Source organism: Pseudomonas sp. HUK17, from assembly GCF_001566765.1.
The window spans coordinates 94,715-117,764 of sequence record NZ_LSMW01000012.1; the positions used below are offsets into that span (position 1 = coordinate 94,715).

The window sequence follows — 23,050 nt, forward strand, 5'->3', positions numbered from 1 at the left end:
AAACATTCGAGGAACGCGAAATGAGTAGCGGACGTATCGTACAAATCATCGGCGCCGTGATCGACGTGGAATTCCCGCGCGACGCGGTACCGCGCGTCTTTGACGCCCTCAAGGTGCAGGGTGCCGAAACCACTCTGGAAGTCCAGCAGCAGCTGGGTGACGGCGTGGTCCGTACCATCGCCATGGGTAGCACCGAAGGCCTCAAGCGCGGCCTGAACGTCGGCAACACCGGCGAGGCCATCAAGGTCCCGGTCGGCGTCAAGACCCTCGGCCGCATCATGGACGTGCTGGGCAACCCCATCGACGAAGCCGGCCCCATCGGCGAGGAAGAGCGTTGGGAAATCCACCGCAAGGCCCCGTCCTATGCCGAGCAGGCAGGTGGTAACGACCTGCTGGAAACCGGCATCAAGGTCATCGACCTGGTCTGCCCCTTCGCCAAGGGCGGCAAGGTCGGCCTGTTCGGCGGCGCCGGCGTGGGCAAGACCGTCAACATGATGGAACTCATCCGTAACATCGCCATCGAGCACAGCGGTTATTCCGTGTTCGCCGGCGTGGGCGAGCGTACCCGTGAAGGGAACGACTTCTACCACGAGATGAAGGACTCCAACGTTCTGGACAAGGTCGCCCTGGTCTATGGCCAGATGAACGAGCCGCCGGGCAACCGTCTGCGCGTGGCCCTGACCGGTCTGACCATGGCCGAGAAATTCCGTGACGAAGGCCGTGACGTCCTGCTGTTCGTCGACAACATCTACCGCTACACCCTGGCCGGTACCGAAGTGTCCGCGCTGCTGGGTCGTATGCCGTCCGCGGTGGGCTACCAGCCGACCCTGGCCGAAGAGATGGGTGTCCTGCAGGAGCGCATCACCTCCACCAAGCTGGGTTCGATCACCTCCGTACAGGCCGTTTACGTCCCGGCGGATGACTTGACCGACCCGTCCCCGGCGACCACCTTCGCCCACCTGGACGCCACCGTGGTTCTGTCCCGTGACATCGCCTCCCTGGGTATCTACCCGGCGGTCGATCCCCTGGACTCCACCTCGCGCCAGCTGGACCCGAACGTGATCGGCCAGGAGCACTACGACACCGCTCGCGGCGTCCAGTACGTGCTGCAGCGCTACAAGGAGCTGAAGGACATCATCGCGATCCTGGGCATGGACGAACTGTCCGAGTCCGACAAGCAGCTGGTATCCCGCGCGCGTAAGATCCAGCGCTTCCTGTCCCAGCCGTTCTTCGTGGCCGAAGTCTTCACCGGTTCGCCCGGCAAGTACGTGTCCCTCAAGGACACCATCGCCGGCTTCTCCGGGATCCTGCGTGGCGACTACGATCACCTGCCCGAGCAGGCGTTCTACATGGTCGGCGGCATCGACGAAGCCATCGAGAAAGCCAAGAAACTGTAACTGCCGCGCCCGGCAACGGGCGCTCTTAGAGGCACGCTATGGCCAAGACAGTCCAATGCGACATCGTCAGCGCGGAAGGGGAAATCTTCTCCGGCGCGGTGGAGATGATCATCGCCCACGGCCACCTGGGTGATCTGGGTATCGCCCCGGGCCATGCGCCGCTGCTCACCGATCTGAAACCGGGCCCCATCCGCCTGGTCAAGGCCGGGGGCGCCGAGGAGGTGTTCTACATCTCCGGCGGTTTTCTGGAAGTGCAGCCGAATGTCGTCGAAGTGCTGGCCGATACCGCCAGCCGCGCCGGTGACATCGACGAAGCTGCCGCTCTGGAAGCCAAGCAGCGCGCCGAGGCAGCCCTGAGCGACAAGGGCACGGAGTTCGACTACACCGCTGCCGCCACTCAGCTCGCCGAAGCCGCCGCCCAGCTGCGCACCATCCAGCAGCTCAAGCGGCAAGCCAAGCGCTAAGCGCAAGGTCAGGCTGTAACGACAAGGGTAGCTTCGGCTACCCTTTTCTTTTGTCGCCCAAAAAGTGGGCGAGAAATTTCGCGTGGTCGGACTCGGAAGGCGCCTGTCGCCTTCGGTTACCGGCCCGATTCTTCCTCCTGTCTCCGAGGTTCCGATGTCCCTGGAAATCGTCATCCTGGCTGCTGGCCAGGGCACCCGCATGAGATCCGCTCTACCCAAGGTGCTGCATCCCGTGGCCGGTCGCAGCATGCTGGGGCATGTCCTCGACCGCGCCCGTGAATTGCAGCCGGCGGGCATCCATGTCGTCATCGGCCATGGCGCCGATCAGGTTCGCAGCCAGCTGGCCGCCGACGACGTGAGCTTCGTGGTCCAGGCCGAGCAGCTCGGTACCGGCCATGCCGTGGCCCAGGCGGCGCCGGCGCTGACGGCGGAGCGGGTGCTGATCCTCTATGGCGATGTCCCCCTGATCCAGACCGAGACCCTGCAACGCCTGCTGCAGCAGGTGGACGACGGTCACCTGGCGCTTTTGACCGTGGAGCTGGACGATCCCACCGGCTATGGCCGCATCCTGCGCGATGACCAGGGGCGGGTAACCGCCATCGTCGAGCACAAGGACGCCAGCGACGCCCAGCGTGCCATTCGCGAAGGCAATACCGGCATCCTCGCGGTGCCGGGTCGGCGGCTGGCGGACTGGTTGAGCCGCCTGTCCAACAGCAACGCTCAGGGCGAGTATTACCTGACCGACGTCATCGCCCTGGCAGTGGCGGATGGCCTGACCATCGCCACCAGCCAGCCGGCGGACGCCATGGAAGTCCAGGGCGCCAACGATCGCCGGCAATTGGCGCAGCTGGAGCGGCACTTCCAGCAGCGTGCCGCCGAGCGCCTGATGCTGCAGGGCGTGACCCTGCTGGATCCCCTGCGCTTCGATCAGCGCGGCGAGGTCGAGGCCGGCCGCGACGTCTCCATCGACGTCAACGTCATCCTCGAAGGTCGGGTGGTGCTGGAGGATGGGGTGAGCATCGGTCCGAATTGTGTGATCAAGGACAGCGTCCTCAAGCGCGGCGCCATCATCAAGGCCAACAGCCATCTGGACGGCGCCGTGATCGGGGAGGGCGCCGACGTCGGTCCCTTCGCCCGTCTGCGTCCCGGCAGCGAACTGGGCAGCAAGGCCCATGTGGGCAACTTCGTCGAACTCAAGAACGCCCATCTGCAAGATGGCGCCAAGGCCGGTCACCTGAGCTATCTCGGTGATGCCAGCATCGGCGTGGGTAGCAACATAGGCGCGGGCACCATCACCTGCAACTATGACGGGGCCAATAAGTTTCGAACCGAAATCGGTGCGGATGTCTTTGTTGGTTCCAACAGTTCCCTGGTGGCGCCGGTCACCCTGGGCGCTGGTGCGACCACCGCGGCGGGTTCGGTTATCACCGCGGACGTACCGGCCGACGCCCTGGCGTTGGGTCGGGCCAGGCAGGTCAACAAGACTGGCTGGCAGCGACCGAAGAAGGTCCCCAAGGCTTGACGACACGCCACTATTAGGTTTTGATTCGATCCATTATCTTTCGAATCGAAATTTATGACTCGTCGCAATACTGCCCAGCGTCGCCACACCATCCTTACCCAGCTCCAGGAGCGGGGCGAGGTCAGCGTGGACGAGCTGGCCCGGCAGCTGGAGACCTCCGAGGTCACCATCCGCAAGGACCTGGCCGCCCTCGAACGCAATGGCCTGCTCCTGCGTCGCTATGGCGGCGCAGTGGCCATGCCCCAGGAGTTGCTGGCTGAAGCGCCGCCCCAGGCCTCGCCCTTCAAGCAGGCCATCGCCAGGGCCGCGGCGCAGCGCCTGCGCGAACACGCGCGGATCATCGTCGACTGCGGCAGCACCACGGCGGCGCTGATTCCGCAACTCGATCGCCGCCCCGGGCTGGTGGTGATGACCAATTCCCTGCAGGTCGCCATGGCCCTGCGCGAGCTGGAACAGGAGCCCATGCTGCTGATGACCGGTGGTACCTGGGATCCGCATTCGGAATCCTTTCAGGGCCAGGTCGCCGAGCAGGTGCTCAGATCCTACGACTTCGACCAGCTGTTCATCGGCGCCGACGGCCTCGATCCGGAGCGGGGCACCACCACCTTCAACGAGCACCTGTCGCTGTCGCGGGTGATGGCCGAGGTGGCGCGGGAGGTAGTGGTCATGGCCGAAGCGAGCAAGCTGGGCAGGCGAATTCCCAATCTGGAACTACCTTGGGAAAGAGTGGATGTGCTCATCACCGATGAGCGACTGCCCGCCGAAGCGGCCCGGGCGATCGAAACCCGCGGGGTGCAGGTCATCTGCGCCCCGGTGGACAACTAGACAATCAGGTCATCCACTGCCGGCCCAGTCGGGTCGCTGTGGATAAGACCGGCAACGGGAGGTAAGCATGTGTGGAATCGTCGGCGCCATTGCCGAGCGTAACATCACCGCCATTCTGGTCGAGGGTCTCAAGCGCCTGGAATACCGCGGTTACGACAGTGCCGGCCTGGCGTTGCTGGATGCCCAGGGCGAGTTGCAGCGCCTGCGCCGTATCGGCAAGGTCAGCGAACTGGAAGCGGCCCTGCTGGCCGACCCCCTGGCCGGTCGCCTGGGCATCGCCCACACCCGCTGGGCTACCCATGGTGCACCCACCGAAGCCAATGCCCACCCGCATTTCTCCCAGGGTGACGTAGCGGTGGTGCATAACGGCATCATCGAGAACCATGAAGCCCTGCGGGCCCAGCTCAAGGCTCAGGGGTATGTCTTCACCTCCCAGACCGATACCGAGGTCATCGTCCACCTGCTGCACCTCAAGCTGCAGGACAGTGGCGACCTGACCACGGCGCTCAAGGCAGCGGTCAAGGAGCTGCACGGTGCCTACGGCCTGGCGGCGGTCTGGCGCCAGCAGCCGGATCGCCTGGTGGCGACCCGCAGCGGCAGTCCCCTGGTGATCGGCCTCGGCCTGGGCGAGAACTACCTGGCCTCCGACCAACTGGCGCTGCGCCAGGTGACCGACCGCTTCGTCTACCTGGAAGAGGGCGACGTGGCCGAGATCCGCCTGGATCAGGTCAATCTCTGGAATGTGGATGGCGAGCCGGTGCAGCGCGAGACGGTGCAGTACCATGAAGGCAGCGAGGCCGCCGACAAGGGCGCCTATCGCCACTTCATGCTCAAGGAGATCCACGAGCAGCCCAGCGTGGTCCAGCGCACTCTGGAAGGGCGCCTGGGTGATGGGCAGGTGCTGCCCGAGGCCTTTGGTCCCTCGGCGTCCGCGTTGTTCGCCAAGGTGCGCCAGGTACAGATCGTCGCCTGTGGCACCAGCTTCCATGCCGGTTCGGTGGCGCGCTACTGGATCGAGGAATACGTGGGCATTCCCTGCCAGGTGGAGGTGGCCAGCGAATTCCGCTATCGCCGCGTCGCCGTCAGCCCGGACACCCTGTTCGTCACCATCTCCCAGTCCGGCGAGACCGCCGATACCCTGGCGGCCCTTCGCATGGCCAAGCAATCCGGCTATCTGAGCAGCCTGGCGATCTGCAACGTGGCGACCAGCTCGCTGGTGCGCGAATCCCAGTTGAGCTTTTTGACCCAGGCCGGTCCCGAGATCGGCGTGGCTTCGACCAAGGCCTTCACCACCCAGCTGGTTTCGCTGCTCCTGCTGACCCTGAGCTTGGGCCGCTGCCAGCAACGCCTGGATGCCGGCATCGAAGCCGAACTGGTGGCCGAGTTGCGCCGCCTGCCGGCGCGCCTGGACGAAGCCCTGGCCATGGACAAGACCGTGGAAAAGCTGGCGGAATCCTTTGCTGAAAAGCACCACACCCTGTTCCTCGGACGTGGCGAGCAGTACCCGGTGGCCATGGAGGGGGCGCTCAAGCTCAAGGAGATCTCCTACATCCACGCTGAGGCCTATCCGGCCGGTGAGCTCAAGCATGGTCCCCTGGCCCTGGTCGACGCCGATATGCCGGTGGTGACGGTTGCGCCCAACAACGAGTTGCTGGAAAAGCTCAAGTCCAACCTGCAGGAGGTACGGGCGCGGGGTGGCCAGTTGATCGTCTTCGCCGACGAGCGCGCGGCCTTCGAGGAAGGCGAAGGCACCCGCATCGTGCCTATGCCGCATATCCACGATGCCCTGTCGCCGATCCTCTACACGATCCCGCTGCAGTTGCTGTCCTACCACGTGGCCGTGTTCAAGGGCACCGATGTGGACCAGCCGCGCAACCTGGCGAAATCAGTGACCGTGGAATAACGGGTTCCACGTGGAACGCTGGTTTTAAAGAATTAAAACTGTCGCAGGAGCCGGTGGATTTGCCTCACTGCCTCCTGCGAACCCCGTAGCCCATCGCCTGAAATCGAGGTGATATCAGCACTGGGCAAAATAGGTGTATCCAAGATCGTCAACGTCCTTCTTATGAGTCAGCCCAAGGTCAGGTTTTTGCTGTGGTTGATAGTGACGATAACATCGAAGGCACCCAGTCAATGTCGGATAAGATCACCACTTCATTTCAGAATCGAACAGTGGCGGGCCTCACCAAGGAGCAAGTGAGACGCTATCGTTCCTCAAGCTCTACATACAAAGCGTTTTGACATTGGACATGGGGGGCTGTCGGGGACATACCCAGTGTTCCAGCAGTTCTATGACGAAATCAGCTCAATCTGATCGCAAGCTAGTAGCGCTTGCGTGCTGGAGCTTGAATCATCGTTTGGTTAGCGCCAGCGTCTTTCCACGAGCAACAGGCTCATACAATGTGATTAAGGCTCAAGACGGCATCAGCAAGAGGTGCATAGCACCGATCCGCTCCAGGTAATCCCACCCAATCAGCTGCGGGTGATACTGCATATCGGCGGTCATATCATCCGGATGCAGGAAACACATGCGGCCAATGACTTCCGGCACTTCATTGACCACGCCGTAGGTTGTGCCAAATGTCATATCAATTACCTCATGGCTTGGCAGCGTGAGCCACGCATGCAGATTCAGAGCTAGGGACGGTAAGCCTTTTTTCAGCATCCTCTTGAGATCACGGGTATCGCTATGAAAAACATTGTGCCCGTTGTACTCGACATAACCTAGGGTGAACGTGAGCGGCACCCCCAGAGCTTCTTCTAATGGGGCTTTCAACATTGCGGTTACGGCAAAGCACTGCTGAGAAACATCTTCAGCATGGAAATGGGATAGATGCGCTTCCACCACTTGCTGAAAGATTTGGAGGTTGTGCTTGCTGACAAAGCGCTCGTCGGTGCGCCTGAAACCTGAGGGCGCCAAGCCCCAGCCATTGCTGCGCTTCAAGGCTTGGGTAAATCGTTCTTCGTAGTCGCGGGCTGGTTGACGGATCAGCTGCTTAATCCATGAAAGCAATGGAGACTCCTTGTACGGATGCAAAGCTGGAAGCATCAGGCCAGAGGTGGATGAAATCAATGGCTAGGCCCATGAGCATTGCCACCAAGCGCCTAGTCAAATGTTATCTTCGTATCGTAGAGGGCGGCGATTTCAATAATACGCTCCAGAACGACGCACGATGGAGCGGTTCCTGAATCGCTGTCAGTATGGGCTTACATTGGAGGTAGGACGCCAGTGTCTCTGATCGACGATGTTGATGCTTTACAGGCTATCTACGTAAACCGCGCGACCGGACTGGGTAACAACGACGACGAGCGAGATTATCCACTTTACCGTCAGAGCATTTTGGACGACCCACGTGCAGCTTCGCTTGCTCCTGCTTGGGTGAAAAGGCACCGGAACCTAGATCAGTTCTGGGGCTTCATAAAGCCAAAATTTGGATCGTACGCGGAACGTAGAAGCTTCATATGGGATGAGTTCAGGGCACTTGCTGATTACGCTGAGGTCGGCGATGTACATCCGTCTGATGCGGTGGTGTCTGAGGCGATGAACCGATTCGACGCCGAGCATGTACGTGGTGCTTGGACTAAAGCGATTGAACGCCGTACTTCGGATCCTGAGGGGGCGATCACCATGGCCCGGACGCTTCTTGAGTCCGTCTGCAAGCATATCCTGGAAGAAGCGGGCGACAGCGAGCATGAAGCAAATCCTGATCTCAACAAGCTCTACAAGCAAACAGCCTCGCTGCTCAACCTGACAAAAGCGCAGCATGAAGAGGTGGTTTTTAAGCAAATATTGGGAGGCTGCACTGCAGTGGTGGAGGGACTGGGCTCGTTGAGAAATCGCCTCAGCGATGCGCACGGAAAGTGTAAAAATGCTGCGAAGGCAGCACCCCGACATGCCGAACTGGCCGTAAACCTAGCTGGCTCTATGGCAATGTTTCTACTTGCGACTTGGGAGTTCCGATCAGGTCAAGAGCAGCGTTAAAAACTGCTCGAAGCCGCGTCAGTGTTGGCTGCGACAGTTTTAACTCTCTGATACCAGCGTCTGGATTGAGAGAATTAGATCTGTTGGCAGGGACTAGGTAGCAGCCCTCGGCTTGTCTTCTGTGTTATCGCCGGCACAGGACAGACCCGGTCGCTGACCCACGCCCCTACTTTATGACCCGCTTCATTGCTAAAATTTCGCGGATTAGTGCTGGAGTAGCGTGGCCTCTACTGGGTCAACTTGATGTCAGCGTCAACAACACACCCTCCTCAAGTTCCCATGGGCCCTTTTCCGCCCGTCACGTAAGATCCTCTAGCCAACAATTTGCCAGGGGCTGTTCGTGAACGATTCCTTCTCAACACAAGATTTGCAAATTCTGCTTGAGGCTATGGCCGAGAATGCTGCTTGGGCAAGTCCCAGCCACTCGCTGGATGATGTTGCGAAGGACAACGCTGGACTTGCCGCCGACCTCGCCAACTTCGAACGGAGCGGCACAGTGGCTTTGCTCGCCAGTTTGCTAACACTCCCTGCGCATCAGTCCGAATGCTTGCGATTAGAGTTGATGGTTGCTCTGGCTCTCATTCATTGCCAAGGCGCACAGGTTGCCACCGTCGATGATGCGCGGCGCTGGTATGCGACCATCGGCGAGTCGAACAGTGTCATTGGGGAAGATCCGGCTGAGGATGTATTCGTCTCGATTGTTGGTAACGAGAAAGGCGATTACCGCATTCTGGAAGGCGTATGGGAGGCCGCAGGCTTTTACACGCAGTTGATGGTCGATGTTGTCTTCGCCATGCCCGATGAGGGCTATTTCATTTCGCTTAAACGGGCCACTCAGGCGCTTCTTCGGCTTTCGGATGTCATTTGCGCTAACTCTGGTCTACGACGTTACGAACCGGGTGTTGAAATCGATACCAACTCGCTCGTAACTGGAGGCCTTGACGCAAGCTCCCTCCGCTCACGTGTCATCCTGACGAGGCGCGTGCTGCAGGCCGCTGGCGTAGCAGTTGCAGATCTTTCTCCCTTTATCCTCGATAACACGCAGATTTCTTCTCTTGGCAGCCAAGTACCTAGCGCGGGAGTGCTGGAGCAACGTCCGCTTCTTCGCACACGTGATGGCCTTATCGTTGTACTACCCACTGCTTTATCTATCACGCTTCGCCACGCGGTGATAGCGTTCGCTGCGCAGAAGGGAGAGTTGAGCAACCTTGACAGGGCATTAGCCGAAGCCTATGCACTTACTCTGTCCCAGAAACCAGCGTTCGGTGATGGCAAGCGAGTTAGGTTGTCGTGGGACAAGGTTGGGACTACCCGATCAGCGACCTCTTACTCTTCGGTCGATGTGGGGCACTTCATGGTGCTCCAATTCGTCTTGCCTTCAGTACAGCAGCACTCGACCGATGGTTTCAGCAGCATGCTCCGGCTCGATGAAGAAACCGCGAGTATCCTCGACGCCCGAGCTGCAAAGGCCGCTGCTGGTCTTTCCAACCAACCAGGCTTCCAGCGCGGCATCGTCGTGCGTGTGGGTTGTGGCTGGGGTGCAGGCTTTGCTGGCTCGGTGCCCGAAATGCCAAAGGCATGGCAGTTTGAGTGGATGTCGTGCGCAGACTTTTTCCGCTTAAGCTCGCTCCCCGAGATGTCCCCACTTGCCTTCTGGCGTGTACAGGACGCTGAAGAAATAATTTCGCGAGCCGGTGTTCAATTGATCAACGTCAACGGCATTCTCAACCTCCTTGGCTGGGCACGCTCCAATGACGGCCATATGGTGCCGCACGATCAATTGCCAGAGGGACGCATCACACCAGAGCGCCCTCTGATGCTCTCAATTCCTACAGATCTTCTCCGCGACGTACGGTTAGCTGCAGACACGGGGTATGACTGGCATCGCATTTGTGACAACAGTGGCAGATGGCACAGAGTGATGCGGCCATCAGCGGGAGACTACTTCCCGACCGAACGCGAAAGCAGGTGCTACGTATCAATCGATGAGCTTGACGCTCACCGTCTGAGTTGCGTGTACGAGGGGCAGCTCACCCTTTGGGTGACGATTGAGGCACCTGATATAGAAGATCAAGCGCTCCTTGTCGAGCTGGCCAAGATGGTACGCACGTGGGCTGGGCGAATTGGTGAGGCGGTCGAAGCCATAGGCAATGAGAGGACGAGGAAGTCGACAAAGGTCTATCTCTGCTTTGAGGGTGACGGCGATATTGGCGGGTTCGACGGTAAGGCGATTCCCCGTGACCTAAATGCTTTCTGGAGGCTCGAGCGGATCCGTGAGCATGGGGCACTAAGAGTAGTGCTCAAAGACGGATATCTTGCTGGCTTTCGAGCTTCGGACAATCGTGCAGAACGCGCATTGGTCCGCGCGCTCGGCACCGCGTTTGCCACTCTGCTTCGTTTCGATGCACCAGCCGACCAGGGCTTTGCGATCGAGCAGATCGCGGTTACCAATGATGCCGCGCGCAGTTTCCACATCATGGAAACATTCGACTTCAGTGACCGGGTGTCCAGCTCGTTGAGCCGACGCCTTTTGACTATCGAAAATACTGAGTCGGGTGCCGCCAGAATTGAGCTCGGGTGGCGTGCGGTTGCGGCTGATGCACCGGCGCAGTACGAGGGGAAGAAGGCGGTCGGTAAGCTCCTCAACGATGTAGTGGATGTGCTCTTGAAAGACATGCAGGATGAGCTTTCCCAATTCGATCGGCTGAAGACTCTTACCCGCCTGCTCGAGAATTGCGAACGAGCACGCCGTGAGGAGAACCATTGGCATCGGACGGCTGCTGCGGTACTCGGTCTGCATGCTGGTGAAGTCGGTGTCGAGACAACCGTCGCCAAGCAGTTAGGACGTTTTTCCGGCGCGGCGCTGACTTCCCGGTTAGTCATTGAGTTAGCAATTTGCGCGTGCCCTATTGAAGGAGGGATGGAGCCTTCCGATATGGCACTCGAGCGGCTCCTTGCACAAGCAGCATTACTCTTTCGCATCGGCGGCATGTCTGACGCCGTGCGCTTTGGAGCGCTACCTGCCCAAGTGCAGATTTCTCCATTAGGTGACCTTCTCTTCCGCGACGAGCTTGGAGAAATGGTGCTTGACCCTTTGTTGTCTAAGGTGACCAACGAGCGGTTCGAAGCCCACGCTGCTCGGTTCAAACAGCATTACGCCAAAGTGGAAGAGATTGAAGAGTTGATAAGCGAAGAAGGCACCAGGGATGCTGCCACAGACGATGACGATACTGAGAGCTTTCTCGCGTTTTGGAACGCAGAAATGGGCTTTACGCTAGTAGAAGGCCTCGAATTCGTCCATGCACTTGAGTTGATTGGGATCGCTAATCAGGCGGCAATCCTCACCATGAAGCGGAGCCAGTTGGAGCATGCCGGCCAGTCCGCCGGACTCGACGATAACGTCGTTTCCGCGTTCCTTGACCAATTCGTGCTCAAAACTCGTCCGAAGTGGGCTGAAGTGACTGACAAGTTTGACTTATCCGACATCTATCCTTGGCGGTTCGGTCGACGCTTGTCAGCCGCCGCCAGGCCGTTGCTACAGATATACGATAGCCAAGACCCGTTAGTAATCGTATCGCCAGGGCAATTGCGCAACTCGCTGCAATACGTCTTCGACGGGGCACATTCGGGGCGGCTCAAACGAGAATTCTTCCGTACCGACGGAATGAGGGACGAATGGTTGGGTGAGGCCCGGGAAGGGCATACCTTCGAAAAGTCTCTAGAAAAGGATCTTCAAGGTGCGGGGTGGACTGTACGGCGCGGAATCGGATTTCCAGAGATATTGGGGCGAAAACTGTCCGATGATCCTGGTGATATAGACCTGCTTGCTTGGCGTGCGGATCGAAACCAAGTGCTCATCGTCGAGTGCAAGGATCTTTCCCTTGCTCGAAACTACTCAGAAGTCGCTTCCCAGCTTTCCGATTATCAGGGTGAGGACACAAAGGGCAAACCAGATAAGCTCAAACGGCATCTGAAGCGAGTTGCACTCGCGCATGAAAATCTTGCTGAGTTTGCACGGTTCACGGCAATCGTAGATCCCGAGCTCGTCTCTTGGCTTGTTTTCAGTGGAGCATCTCCTGTCGCTTACGCACAGTCCCAGATCGCTGCATTGCAAGGTACTCATGTTGGGCGGCCAAACGACCTTCTCGAATACTGAACCTCGGAAACGTGCTCGTTGCTTCACGATCTGACAGCTAAGTTTTGGCGCTGATGCGATTTTGACCTGGCTGACGACTTCGGCTATCCCATCCTTAGCTTATGAATTTCCGCGCAAGGTCACCATTTGCTAAGTCTTCGGGTGGGTCAACGAACTCCAGCAACTTGGGTCAAAGTCGTTTCAGTACGAACATGTCTAGCATGGTCTGCGAGTAATCTGGGCTCCAGCACAGGTTAACGTATACAGTGGATCCGAGGATCGGCGTTCCTGCCTGAGCGCAGGCTACCCCCGGTAATTCAAGGAAAGTTATCCAGGCGAGGTGCAGGGATGTCGCTCCACGATTGGTTGGGTTTTGTCGCCGTCGCCCTGCTGGTGACCCTCACGCCGGGGCCTGGGGTCATCATGGCGCTGTCCAATTCGGTGGCCTATGGGCCAGGACGGGCGATGCTCGGTTCGATCGGCAATGCCCTCGGCTTGCTGGTAATATCGGCCGCCACCAGTGCCGGGCTGGGGGTGCTGCTGCAGGCCTCGGCGACCGCCTTCCTGCTGCTCAAGGTGCTCGGCGCGAGTTACCTGATCTACCTGGGCATCAGGCAATGGCAGAGCCGCAGCAGCGCCTTCAACAGGCTCGACCCGCCGGCCAGGCGTGCGCTGTCCAACCGCAGACTGCTGCTCAACGGGGTACTGGTGGCGCTAACCAACCCCAAGGCGATCCTGTTCTTCGCCGCCTTCCTGCCGCAATTCATCCGCCCGGACAGCGACTCGCACGCCCAGCTGGGTCTTCTCGTGCTGACCTTCGCAGCCTGCTCGCTGCTTTCCCATGGCTGCTACGTGACCCTGGCGCGGGTGCTCAGGCGCCAGCTCGCCGCGCCGCATCGTGCCCGCCTGCTGAACCGGCTGTTCGGCGCGTCCTTCGTGGCCTTGGGGGCGAGTCTGTTCAGCGTTCAGGCCAAGGTAGCCTGAGTGACGCACGACGCTCTCGCCGGCGCCGGGTGGTGGAATTCGTCAGGGTACCCGCCAACTACCCCGGTTCTGCTGGACGCAGGCGACGGCCAGGAAGCGGCCGTCGCCAGGTTCGCCGTAGTAGTGGATATCCTGTCGGTAGGGCACGCCTGGGCTGCGTGCGCCCTGACAGATGCCGATCTCACCGACCGGGCAGCGGTCGATGAAGCGGACCTCGGTCTGCTGGTCCTTGAGTTGCGGCTGGCAGAAGCCGTCGCGGAACAGCTGGGCAGGGATGTCGATATTGCTCTGGCAGACCTGCACGTCCACACTGCCCTGGCGACTGCGGATCACGCAGGCATCGGCGAGCGCCAACGACGGCAACAGCAGCAGAGTCATCAGCAATCGCCACATTCCAGCCCATCTCCCTGATGAAATCGCCACTCTAGCATCCGACCTCTCGCCATGCGCCTCGCCGATATCAAGACCCATGTGATCGCCGGTCCCCTGGGCGCCGGCAAGACCACCCTGATCCGCCAGCTGTTCGCCCAGCGTCCCGCCAATGAGCGTTGGGCGATCCTGGTCAACGAATTCGGCCAGGTCGGTCTCGACGCTGCGCTGATGACTCGCGATGACGCGGGCCTGATTATCGCCGAGGTCCCGGGTGGTTGCCTGTGCTGCGTCCAAGGCGTGCCCCTGCAGGTAGCCCTCACCCGGTTGCTCCGGCGCGCGCGACCGCAGCGGCTGTTCATCGAGCCTTCCGGCCTGGGCCATCCCGCCAGCCTCTATCGGCAACTCCAGGCGCCGCCCTGGACCGGGGTACTGACTCTGCAACCCCTGATCTGGGTGGTGGATGCCGGACAACTGCTGGCAGGCCAGGCCTTGCCTGAGGCGCAACAACAGGCACTGGAGCAGGCTGGTCTGATCGTGCTCAACAAGAGCGCTGGCCTGGATCGGACAGATGTGCCTGCGCAACTGGGCGACCGGCCACTGTATTGGACCGAAGGCGGGCGGATCACCCTGGCCGAACTGCCTCTGGTTGATTGTGAGACGTCGGCTGACCATGAGCTACCTGAGCCCATGGCGGCTTCCAGTCCCCAGGCACTGTTGCTGCCCGGGCGCCCGCTGCGCTTCAGCCATACCCAGGAAGGACACCATGCCGTCGGTTGGCGCTGGCATCCCAGCCACCGCTTCGATGGCCCGGCGTTGCTGGGCCTGCTGGGTGGTCTCCCCGGGCTGCTCAGGCTGAAGGCGGTCCTGCAGTTGGCGGATGGTTGGCAGGCCTACAATGGTGTAGCTGGGCAGGGCGATTGGGAGTCGACCCTGTGGCGCCGCGACAATCGGCTGGAGTTGATCCTGGATGAGATGCCGGACCTAGAGGCGCTCGAAAAAGGCCTGCGCGGCACCATTCGCGACATTTGAGGTTGCCAAATCTTTTCAGTTAATGATAATGATTATTAAATTTACTTCCTCTGCGTATAGCTCCCATGGCTCCAACGTCCCTTGCCAAGCCTGAACCTCTCGTAGTTGCTGCGCGTTCCGACGGTGATGAGGTGGAATCCGTTCAGGGTCCTGTCAGGGCCGCCCTGGCAGGCGACGTAGAGCCTGTGGCGGGGGTCAATGCCAAGCGTAGCGAACCCTCGGCCACCATCCTGTCGTTCCGCATGCCCGAGCGTAACGAAGAGATCGTGACGCCGGTGCTGACCCCGGTTGGTGCGGCCGAGCCGGGCGAGCAGCCACCGCGCGACCGCGGCTGGGGCGCTGCCTCGGCGCTGTCGTTGATCATGCACGCCAGCATGGCGGTGGCCTTGTTCATGGTGGTTCAGGCGCCGCCGGAGTTGAAGATCGCCAAGGGCGATGAGCCCATGCAGGTCAGCTTCATCCAGTTGCCCAAGCCGGTTCCCGAGCCGCCTGCGCCAACCCCGGCACCGCCCGCGCCCCCGCCACCGCAACCCGAACCGCCGCCACCGGAGCCGCCCAAGCCCGTGGAACCGCCGAAACCGGTGGAGCCACCCAAGCCGGTGGTGGAAAAGCCCAAACCCAAGCCGAAGCCCAAGCCGGTCGAGCACAGCCAGCAGAAGCCGCTGCCGAAAAAGGTCGAACCGGCCCCGGAGCCCGTGGCCCAGGCGACGCCGTCACCAGCACCGGCGGCAACGGCTGCGCCCAGTCAGCCGGCACCGGCCGCCGCGCCTTCCGGTCCGCCGAAGACCGCCGGCCTGCCCACTGGCAGTATCGACGACGCCGACATCCGGCCGATCAAGATGACACCGCCGGAGTATCCGGAAATGCTGCGTCGCCGCGGCGTGGGCGGCGAAGTAAGGGTGATGTTCACCGTGACCGCCGATGGTCGACTGGCTGACATCCAGGTGCTGGAAGCCTCCAACAAGCAACTGGAGCGCGCCGTGCTCGACGTGCTGGGCGAATGGCGCTTCGCCCCCCGGGTTTCCGGCGGTCAGATCGTGCCGCGCAAGGCCACCAAGACCTTCAACTTCAAGATCCAGCGCCGCTAGGTCGCTAGGCGGCGGAGCCCTTGGGCGCCGCCTCATGTTCCCCGGGCCGCTCCAGGCCCAGATAGCGGAACATGCCATGGGCGATCTCGCGTTCGCCCATGATCACCTCATCCACGCCATGATTCTCCAGATGCCGGATCTCGTCATCGTGATGGGCACGGGCGAGGATATGCAGGTCCGGCGCCAGCTCGCGCGCGCGGCGGGCGATCTCGGCGGCCTCGAAGCCGTTGGGAATCGCCAGCAGCAGGGCGCGTGCCTCCTTGAGCTTGGCCCGCGCCAGCACCTTGTCCTGGGTCGCGTTGCCCAGGATCGCGGTGAAGCCCTGCTGGCGTAGCGCCGTGACGTGTTCCGGCTCGTCCGCGATCACGATCAGCGGCGGTCCCTGGCGATCCAGGCGATCGCAGATGTAGCGACCCACCCGTCCATAGCCCACCAGCACCAGGTGGCCGCTCTGCTCGATCGGCTCGGGTTCGTCCTCCAGTTCCGGTGCATGCTTGCCCTTGGCATTGATCAGCCGACGACCCTCGCGGCGCTCCATCCACGGCTGCAGGCGATCGATACCGTGGAACAGCAGGGGATTGAGGATGATGGAGATGATGGCGGCGGCCAGGATAAGGTCGTGGGCGCCCTGGTCGAGCAGTTTCAGCGACAGGCCGAGGCTGGCCAGGATAAAGGAGAATTCGCCGATCTGCGCCAGGCTGGCGGCGATGGTCAGGGCCACGCTCAGGGGGCGGCGATAGGCCAGGACGATCAGGGTCGCGGCGATGGACTTGCCGAGGACGATCACCGCCACCGTCGCCAGCACCGCCAGGGGCTGCTCCAGCAGGATCTCCGGATCGAACAGGCAACCTACGGAAAAGAAGAACAGCACGGCGAAGGCTTCGCGCAGGGGCAGCGAATTTTCCGCAGCGTCATGGCTGAGTTCCGATTCGTTGAGCACCACGCCGGCAAAGAAGGCGCCCAGGGCGAAGGACACCCCGAACAGCGAGGCCGAGCCATAGGCGATGCCCATGGCAATGGCCAGGGTCGCCAGGGTGAAGAGTTCGCGTGAACCGGTACGGACTACCCGGGCCAGCAGCCAGGGAATGACCCGTCGCCCCACCAGCAGCATCAGGGCGATGAAGGCACTCACCTTGAGCGCGGTGAGGCCCAGTTCCAGCCCCAGGCTCTGGCCCGGCTCTTCGCCGCTATCGCCACCCAGGGGTCCGGCCAGCGCCGGCAGGATCACCAGGGCCAACACCATCAGCAGGTCTTCCACGATCAGCCAGCCGACGGCGATCCGTCCGCGCCGGCTTTCCACCATCTGGCGTTCTTCCAGGGCCCGCAGCAGCACCACGGTACTGGCCACCGACAGTGACAGGCCAAAGACCAGACCACTGCCCAGGCCCCAGCCCAGAAAGTGGCTCACCCCCATGCCCATGAGAGTGGCGGCGGCGATCTGCACGATGGCACCGGGAATGGCGATGCGTTTGACCGCCAGCAGATCCTTGATGGAAAAGTGCAGGCCCACACCGAACATCAGCAGGATGACGCCGATTTCGGTCAGTTCCTTGGACAGCTCGGGATCGGCGACGAAGCCGGGGGTGAAGGGGCCGGCGGCCACGCCGGCAAGCAGATAGCCGGCGATGGGCGGCAGGCGCAGGCGGGTGGCCAGGGTGCCGAAGGCGAAGGCCAGGACCAGGCCGATGGCCAGGGTGGATATCAGAGGGGTGTCATGGGACATGCTGGCTCCAAGGATTTGGATTGCCAGATCCTGGAGCCGCTGCCGTCGAACGACGGCGACCTAGCCGGCAAAACTCAAAAGGTTTCCTTGAGTGCCTGATAGCGCTCTTGAAGTTCCCGACGGATCTGCCGGCGCTGCTGGGCCTGCACACAGCGTCGCTTCTCGTCCGCGGTCACCGGCTCCAGCTGCGGGACCGGGCAGGACTTGCCGTTCTCGTCCACCGCCACCATGGTGAAGAAACAGCTGTTGGTGTGGCGCACCGAACGCTGCTGGATGTTCTCGGTGATCACCTTGACGCCGATTTCCATCGAGGTGGTCCCGGTGTAGTTCACCGAGGCGAGAAAGGTCACCAATTCGCCGACATGCACCGGCTCGCGAAAGATCACCTGATCCACCGAGAGGGTCACCACATAGCGTCCGGCATAGCGGCTGGCACAGGCGTAGGCCACTTCGTCGAGGTGCTTGAGCAGGGCGCCGCCGTGGACATTGCCGGAAAAGTTGGCCAGGTCCGGGGTCATCAGGATGGTCATGCTCAACTGGTGGTTGCCGGCTTCCATGGGCGAATCCTCGAGGGGGGAAAATCCTGTAGACGGCGCAACGGCGCCGTCTGTCACAGCCATCAACGGCCGGCGGAGAGCCCGAAGTCGATGGGCAGGTCGGCACCGGAAATGGCCGCCGCCTGGGGCTGACAGAGGAAATAGACAAACTCAGCCACTTCCTCCGGCTGGATGAAGCGAGCGGTATCGCCCTGGGGGTAGCGATTGAGCAGATTGCGACGATAACCGGCCGGGTCGCCGCTGCCATAGTGGGCGGCCTGAAAGTCCAGCATGGGCGTATCGATGTCGCCCGGCGAGACGGCATTGACCCGCACGCCATCGCGCGCCAGCTCCACCGCCAGATTCTGGCTGAAGAAACGCACTGCCGCCTTGGCGGCGCCATAGGCCGCGGCGCCCGCGATGGGCTGGCGCCCGGCCCCGCTGGCGACGTTGATGATGACGCCGCGATTTTCCTTGAGGAAGGGGATGGCCGCCGAGCACATGAAGAAGGTGGCCTTAAGATTGACCGCCATCACCAGGTCGTAGTCGTCCTCGGTAAAGGTCTCCACCTCGCCTTCGCGCCAGATGCCGGCCGCGTTGATCAGGGCGTCCAGGCGCCCGGTGCGGGCCATGACCTTGCTGACCAGGGAGCGGCAGCCTTCGGCGCTGGAGATATCGGCGGTCACGCTGGAATCCAGGCCGACGATGCCGTTGAGTCCGTGTAGGCCCTCGGCATCGCGGTCGGCGGCGGCGACGCGCCAGCGGCTCTGGGCGAAGCGTTGCGCCAGGGCGCGGCCGAGGCCGCCCGCGGCGCCGGTGATCAGGACGACGGGAGTGCTCATGACGCTTCCTCCGGAGTGATGGCCTTATCCAGACCCGTGTCAGGCAAGGTCGTTCAGTACCGGCTCGGTCAGCTTTCCAACCAGACGTCGCGAGCCCAGATCCAGACCGAATCCCAGGACTCGTCGGTCAGGTCACCGTCTTCCCACAACAGTACCTCGCCTTCCTGGCTGACGCAGTAGTAACCATCGTCGCTGGCGCAGAGAGGGATGTACTCCCGCGGCAGGCCTTCGTCCCAGGCGGTGGCAGCCACTTCCGGCAGATAGGTATGGGACTGGGGATCGGTGACGGTCACCGGTTCGATACGGCCATAGACCACGTCGCTGACGGTCAGCAGGAATTCGCGGAATTCCGGTGGCAGGCTGATGAGCAGTTCTTCCTCGATCTCGACCAGCAGGTCTTCGTCGGGCAGCTCCAGGGGTACGGGAACGGGTTCGTTTTCTTCACGCAGGCGTTCGATGACGTCTTCCATAGCAGGCCTCTCTCGGAATGCGCGCCGGATAAAGGGAAAGAGGCGCGCAAGGTTAGCAGTTCAGTCCGGGATAACGGCAGCTTCCGTACGGACTTGATAGCGGTTTCGAGAGATGTTCGGCAGGCGACGCCCATGAAAAAGCCCGGCGTAGAGCCGGGCTTTCGGGTAAAGCGCCGTTATCAGGCGTTCTGGCGGATACCGGCCAGCAGCCAAGGCTGGTTCTCGCCGGCCATGCGCTCCATGCGCCAGCTTTCGCTGAACGGCTGGCCCTGGTCGAAACGCGATTCCTTGGACACACCGTTGAAGGTGATGGTGGCGATGGTCTTGCCCTGCAGATCCTCGACACCGTCCAGGGTGGCGTTCAGGTTCTCGATGTAGGTGGACTGGAAGCCTTCGCCCAGCGCGGCGCGCTCGTCACGCAGCCATTGCAGCATCTGCGGGGTGACGAACTCGGAGATCTTGTCCATCTCGTTGGCGTCCCAGTGCTGCTGCAGGCTCATGAAGTGATCGCGACCGGCGGCCACGAAGCGCTCGGCATTGAACCAGCTCGGCGCGTTGATCACCGGCGCAGCGCCAGCGGTGGCACCCCCGAACAGACCACCATTGGTGGGCTGGTTGGGCATCTCACGCTGCATGGGCGCATGACCGGCCACGGCAGGCTGCGGACCGGCCTGCTGCTTGCGACGGGCAATCAGGCGGAAGATCACGAAGGCGATGAGCGCGAGGATCAGGAAGTCGAAGAACTGAAAGCCTTCGAAGCCATCACCCATGAACATGGAGGCCAGCAGGCCACCGGCGGCGATACCTGCCAGCGGGCCGAGCCAGCGCGAGGCGCCACTGGGACGGGCGGCAGCGGCGGCGCCAGCACCAGCAGCGGGCGCGGCCATGCCCGGCTGCTGCGGCGGCGCGGCCTGGCGGGTCTGGTGGATGGGCGCGGCGCCAGCGGACTTGCCGCCGCCCATGCGTTTGGCGTTGGCGTCCAGGCTGAGCGTGAGGCCCAGGCACAGGATCATGAAGAAGCTCATCAGGCGTTGCATGTGGTGTTCTCTCTGTGAAGAGTCTGGTGTTGGATACATCTTGCGCTGCCCGGTCAAGTACAGCCAGCGTGAATTGTTTCGGTATTTTGCCCTTTGCGCTCGCCGCCTGGGCGACCAACGTCGCCCCCGCGGACAGCGGAAAATCTCTAGCCACATCAATCTATTACAGATTTTTGCAAAATCCGTCACAAGAGTTTGCAGATGCTAGTCTTGGACTCCAGTCAGCGCAGGTGTCGGGAGATAACCCGGCCCGTCATAGGAGGGCCCGGCCGATGCATGCTCTAGCTTTTATCCAGGACATGGCCGTCATCATGCTGGTGGCCGGCGTGGTGACCATCCTCTTCCACCGCCTCAAGCAACCCGTGGTCCTGGGCTACATCCTCGCCGGCTTCATCATCGGACCCCATACACCGCCATTCGGTCTGATTCACGACGAAGAAAGCATCAAGACCCTCGCCGAGGTGGGGGTGATCTTCCTGATGTTCAGCCTCGGCCTGGAATTCTCGTTGCGCAAGCTGTTCCGCGTAGGCGCCACGGCCTTCATCGCCGCCTTCCTGGAGATCAGCCTGATGCTCTGGCTGGGTTACCAGGTGGGGCAGATGTTCGGCTGGTCGCACATGGATTCGCTGTTCCTCGGCGCCATCCTGGCCATCTCCTCGACCACCATCATCGTCAAGGCGCTCAACGAACTGAAGATGAAGCACGAGCGCTTCGCCCAGCAGATCTTCGGCGTGCTGATCGTCGAGGACATCCTCGGCATCGGCATCATCGCCCTGCTGTCGGGCCTGGCGGTGAGCGGCTCGGTGGAGCCGGGCGCGGTGGCCTCGACCCTCGGCAAACTGAGTCTGTTCATGATCGTGGCGCTGGTGGTCGGCATCCTGCTGGTACCGCGCCTGCTGGCCTACGTGGCCACCTTCGAAAGCAACGAGATGCTGCTGATCACGGTGCTGGGGCTGTGCTTCGGTTTCTGCCTGCTGGTGGCCAAGCTGGAATACAGCGTGGTGCTGGGCGCCTTCCTGATCGGCGCCATCATGGCCGAGTCGCGCCAGCTGCTGCAGATCGAGAAGCTAGTGGAGCCGCTGCGCGACATGTTCAGCGCCATCTTCTTCGTCGCCATCGGCCTGCTGCTCGATCCCAAGGTGTTGGTGGAATACGCCTGGCCGATCACCGTGATCAGTGTCGTCGTGGTGCTGGGCAAGATCCTTGCCTGCAGCCTGGGAACCCTGATCGCCGGCAACGACGGTCGGACTTCGCTGCGGGTCGGCATGGGACTGGCGCAGATCGGCGAGTTCTCCTTCATCATCGCCACCCTGGGAATCACCCTGGGCGTCACCAGCCACTTCCTCTATCCGGTGGCGGTGGCCGTCTCGGCGGTCACCACGCTGCTCACCCCCTATCTGATCAAGGCCGCCGATCCACTGGCGCTGTGGATCGGGCGTTGGCTGCCGCAGCCCATGCAACGGGTGCTGGGTATCTATGGCGAATGGCTGCGCAGCATCCAGCCCCAGGGCGAGAAGGCGGTCCTGGCCGGCATGATGAGGCGCATCCTGCTGCAGGTCGGCATCAACCTGTCGCTGGTCATCGCCATCTTCCTGGGCGGCGCCTATTTCGCCGGCGGGCTGGCGGGCTGGCTCAGCACCTGGATCGCCGATCCCGATCTGCAGAAGGCCTGCATCTGGGGTGGAGCGCTGCTGCTCTCACTGCCTTGCCTGATCGCCGCCTATCGCAAGCTCAAGGCGCTGGCCATGCTGATGGCCGAACTCAGCGTGCGACAGAACCAGGCCGGGCGCTATACCCAGCCGGTACGGCGACTGGTCAGCGAATTGATCCCGCTGCTGTCGCTGGCCGGCATCCTGGTGCTGCTGGCCGCCCTGAGCAGCAGCATCCTGCCGCGTGGCGAGCTGCTGCTGCTGATCGGCCTGGTCGCGGTGGTGGTGATCGCAGTGCTGTGGCGCTGGTTCATCCGCGTCCATTCGCGGCTGCAGATCGCCTTCATCGAGACCCTGGAACAGGACAAGGGCGGACATCATTAGGCCGCTTTTGCGGAATCCAGCCATTGCCGGCTGGGGATCGACGCGGCAGAATCGCTCTAAGTCGCTCGTTTGAATAAGCGGGTCGATGGCAAAGGAATGCGCAATGCAGGAAATGGGCTTGGCCGCTTTCTGCCTTCCGGCAATCTCCCACCGGCGGTCAGGCCCTTTTCCTGCGCCCCCTCAAGGTCGCCAGGCAAGCAGCAGTACGCCCCCACCAATGGCGGCGATGCCGCACCACTGGCGCAGGTCCAGGCGCTCGCCCAGCAGCGCCACACCAAAGATCGCCACCAACACCACGCTCAACTTGTCCACCGGCGCCACCAGCGAGGCCGGGCCCAGCTTGAGCGCCCGGTAGTAGCACAGCCAGGACAGGCCGGTGGCCACGCCCGAGAGCAGCAGGAACAGATAGCTACGGCCGGCGATGCTGGCCAGGGGTTGCGTTTGCCCGGTAGCCAGGACGATGGCCGCTAGGATCACCACGACCACCAGGGTGCGTAACAGGGTGGCGAAGTCGGCGTTGACCTGTTCCACGCCGAGCTTGCCGAAGATGGCCGTGAGCGCGGCGAAGGCCGCTGCCAGGAGCGCCCAGAACAGCCAGGAACTGGTCATCG

Annotated in this window: 18 protein-coding genes and 1 pseudogene; 11 read left to right on the forward strand and 8 right to left on the reverse strand. The window is 61.9% G+C overall.

Going from position 1 to position 23,050, the window contains the following annotated elements; all coding sequences use genetic code 11:
• Nucleotides 1–20 precede the first annotated feature (20 nt).
• The 5 genes and pseudogenes from atpD (at nt 21) to glmS (ending at nt 6,111) form a co-directional block, all read left to right on the forward strand.
• The gene (gene atpD, locus AX284_RS07410) at nt 21–1,397 is read left to right on the forward strand and encodes a F0F1 ATP synthase subunit beta (protein WP_017641466.1); all 1,377 of its coding nucleotides are present in this window, start codon (nt 21–23) and stop codon (nt 1,395–1,397) included.
• Nucleotides 1,398–1,435: 38 nt separating this feature from the next.
• Nucleotides 1,436–1,861, forward strand: coding sequence for a F0F1 ATP synthase subunit epsilon (locus AX284_RS07415; RefSeq protein ID WP_007160117.1), 426 nt, complete (start codon nt 1,436–1,438; stop codon nt 1,859–1,861).
• A 154-nt stretch (nt 1,862–2,015) separates the two neighbouring features.
• Nucleotides 2,016–3,383, forward strand: coding sequence for a bifunctional UDP-N-acetylglucosamine diphosphorylase/glucosamine-1-phosphate N-acetyltransferase GlmU (gene glmU, locus AX284_RS07420; RefSeq protein ID WP_068384415.1), 1,368 nt, complete (start codon nt 2,016–2,018; stop codon nt 3,381–3,383).
• Nucleotides 3,384–3,428: 45 nt separating this feature from the next.
• Nucleotides 3,429–4,208, forward strand: a pseudogene (locus tag AX284_RS07425) (DeoR/GlpR family DNA-binding transcription regulator); the annotation flags it as partial.
• A gap of 67 nt (nt 4,209–4,275) precedes the next feature.
• Entirely contained in the window at nt 4,276–6,111 is a 1,836-nt protein-coding gene (gene glmS, locus AX284_RS07430; protein WP_068384419.1) for a glutamine--fructose-6-phosphate transaminase (isomerizing), read from the forward strand.
• A 510-nt stretch (nt 6,112–6,621) separates the two neighbouring features.
• Here glmS and AX284_RS11960 read toward each other — a convergent pair.
• Nucleotides 6,622–7,221: a hypothetical protein gene (locus tag AX284_RS11960; RefSeq protein WP_177329653.1), complete on the reverse strand. Its 600-nt coding sequence runs from the start codon at nt 7,219–7,221 to the stop codon at nt 6,622–6,624.
• Between the two features lie 216 nt (nt 7,222–7,437).
• Here AX284_RS11960 and AX284_RS11730 point away from each other — a divergent pair, with 216 nt between their 5' ends.
• The 3 genes from AX284_RS11730 (at nt 7,438) to AX284_RS07450 (ending at nt 13,309) form a co-directional block, all read left to right on the forward strand.
• Nucleotides 7,438–8,190 (forward strand): abortive infection family protein, encoded by a 753-nt coding sequence (locus AX284_RS11730; protein ID WP_082731526.1) that lies wholly within the window; start codon nt 7,438–7,440, stop codon nt 8,188–8,190.
• Nucleotides 8,191–8,530: 340 nt separating this feature from the next.
• Nucleotides 8,531–12,346: an anti-phage protein Upx gene (gene upx / locus AX284_RS07445; protein ID WP_068384423.1), complete on the forward strand. Its 3,816-nt coding sequence runs from the start codon at nt 8,531–8,533 to the stop codon at nt 12,344–12,346.
• Nucleotides 12,347–12,673: 327 nt separating this feature from the next.
• The gene (locus AX284_RS07450; protein ID WP_068384425.1) at nt 12,674–13,309 is read left to right on the forward strand and encodes a LysE family translocator; all 636 of its coding nucleotides are present in this window, start codon (nt 12,674–12,676) and stop codon (nt 13,307–13,309) included.
• Between the two features lie 42 nt (nt 13,310–13,351).
• On the opposite strand, the gene AX284_RS07455 is transcribed toward AX284_RS07450, so the two are convergent.
• Nucleotides 13,352–13,687 carry an NADH:ubiquinone oxidoreductase gene (locus tag AX284_RS07455; RefSeq protein ID WP_442963838.1) on the reverse strand — a complete coding sequence of 112 codons (336 nt, stop codon included), beginning with the start codon at nt 13,685–13,687 and terminating at the stop codon, nt 13,352–13,354.
• 66 nt (nt 13,688–13,753) lie between these two features.
• Between AX284_RS07455 and AX284_RS07460 the strand changes: the two genes are divergently transcribed.
• On the forward strand, nt 13,754–14,710 hold the full coding sequence (locus AX284_RS07460; RefSeq protein ID WP_068384428.1) for a CobW-like GTP-binding protein: 957 nt from the start codon (nt 13,754–13,756) through the stop codon (nt 14,708–14,710).
• 185 nt (nt 14,711–14,895) lie between these two features.
• Nucleotides 14,896–15,798, forward strand: coding sequence for an energy transducer TonB (locus AX284_RS07465; protein ID WP_236712150.1), 903 nt, complete (start codon nt 14,896–14,898; stop codon nt 15,796–15,798).
• Between the two features lie 4 nt (nt 15,799–15,802).
• On the opposite strand, the gene ybaL is transcribed toward AX284_RS07465, so the two are convergent.
• The 5 genes from ybaL to AX284_RS07490 all read right to left on the reverse strand — a co-directional run bounded on the left by ybaL (nt 15,803) and on the right by AX284_RS07490 (nt 20,406).
• The gene (ybaL, locus tag AX284_RS07470; protein WP_068384432.1) at nt 15,803–17,521 is read right to left on the reverse strand and encodes a YbaL family putative K(+) efflux transporter; all 1,719 of its coding nucleotides are present in this window, start codon (nt 17,519–17,521) and stop codon (nt 15,803–15,805) included.
• A 74-nt stretch (nt 17,522–17,595) separates the two neighbouring features.
• Nucleotides 17,596–18,078: an acyl-CoA thioesterase gene (locus AX284_RS07475; RefSeq protein WP_007160109.1), complete on the reverse strand. Its 483-nt coding sequence runs from the start codon at nt 18,076–18,078 to the stop codon at nt 17,596–17,598.
• A gap of 62 nt (nt 18,079–18,140) precedes the next feature.
• On the reverse strand, nt 18,141–18,899 hold the full coding sequence (locus AX284_RS07480; RefSeq protein WP_007160108.1) for an SDR family NAD(P)-dependent oxidoreductase: 759 nt from the start codon (nt 18,897–18,899) through the stop codon (nt 18,141–18,143).
• A gap of 68 nt (nt 18,900–18,967) precedes the next feature.
• Nucleotides 18,968–19,369 carry an SMI1/KNR4 family protein gene (locus tag AX284_RS07485; RefSeq protein WP_017639163.1) on the reverse strand — a complete coding sequence of 134 codons (402 nt, stop codon included), beginning with the start codon at nt 19,367–19,369 and terminating at the stop codon, nt 18,968–18,970.
• Between the two features lie 179 nt (nt 19,370–19,548).
• Nucleotides 19,549–20,406 (reverse strand): Tim44 domain-containing protein, encoded by an 858-nt coding sequence (locus AX284_RS07490; RefSeq protein ID WP_017639164.1) that lies wholly within the window; start codon nt 20,404–20,406, stop codon nt 19,549–19,551.
• A 272-nt stretch (nt 20,407–20,678) separates the two neighbouring features.
• On the opposite strand from AX284_RS07490, the gene AX284_RS07495 reads away from it, so the two are divergent.
• On the forward strand, nt 20,679–22,439 hold the full coding sequence (locus AX284_RS07495; RefSeq protein ID WP_068384434.1) for a cation:proton antiporter: 1,761 nt from the start codon (nt 20,679–20,681) through the stop codon (nt 22,437–22,439).
• A 180-nt stretch (nt 22,440–22,619) separates the two neighbouring features.
• On the opposite strand, the gene AX284_RS07500 is transcribed toward AX284_RS07495, so the two are convergent.
• Complete coding sequence (locus AX284_RS07500) at nt 22,620–23,048, reverse strand: EamA family transporter (RefSeq protein ID WP_068384436.1); 429 nt, start codon at nt 23,046–23,048, stop codon at nt 22,620–22,622.
• Nucleotides 23,049–23,050 lie beyond the last annotated feature (2 nt).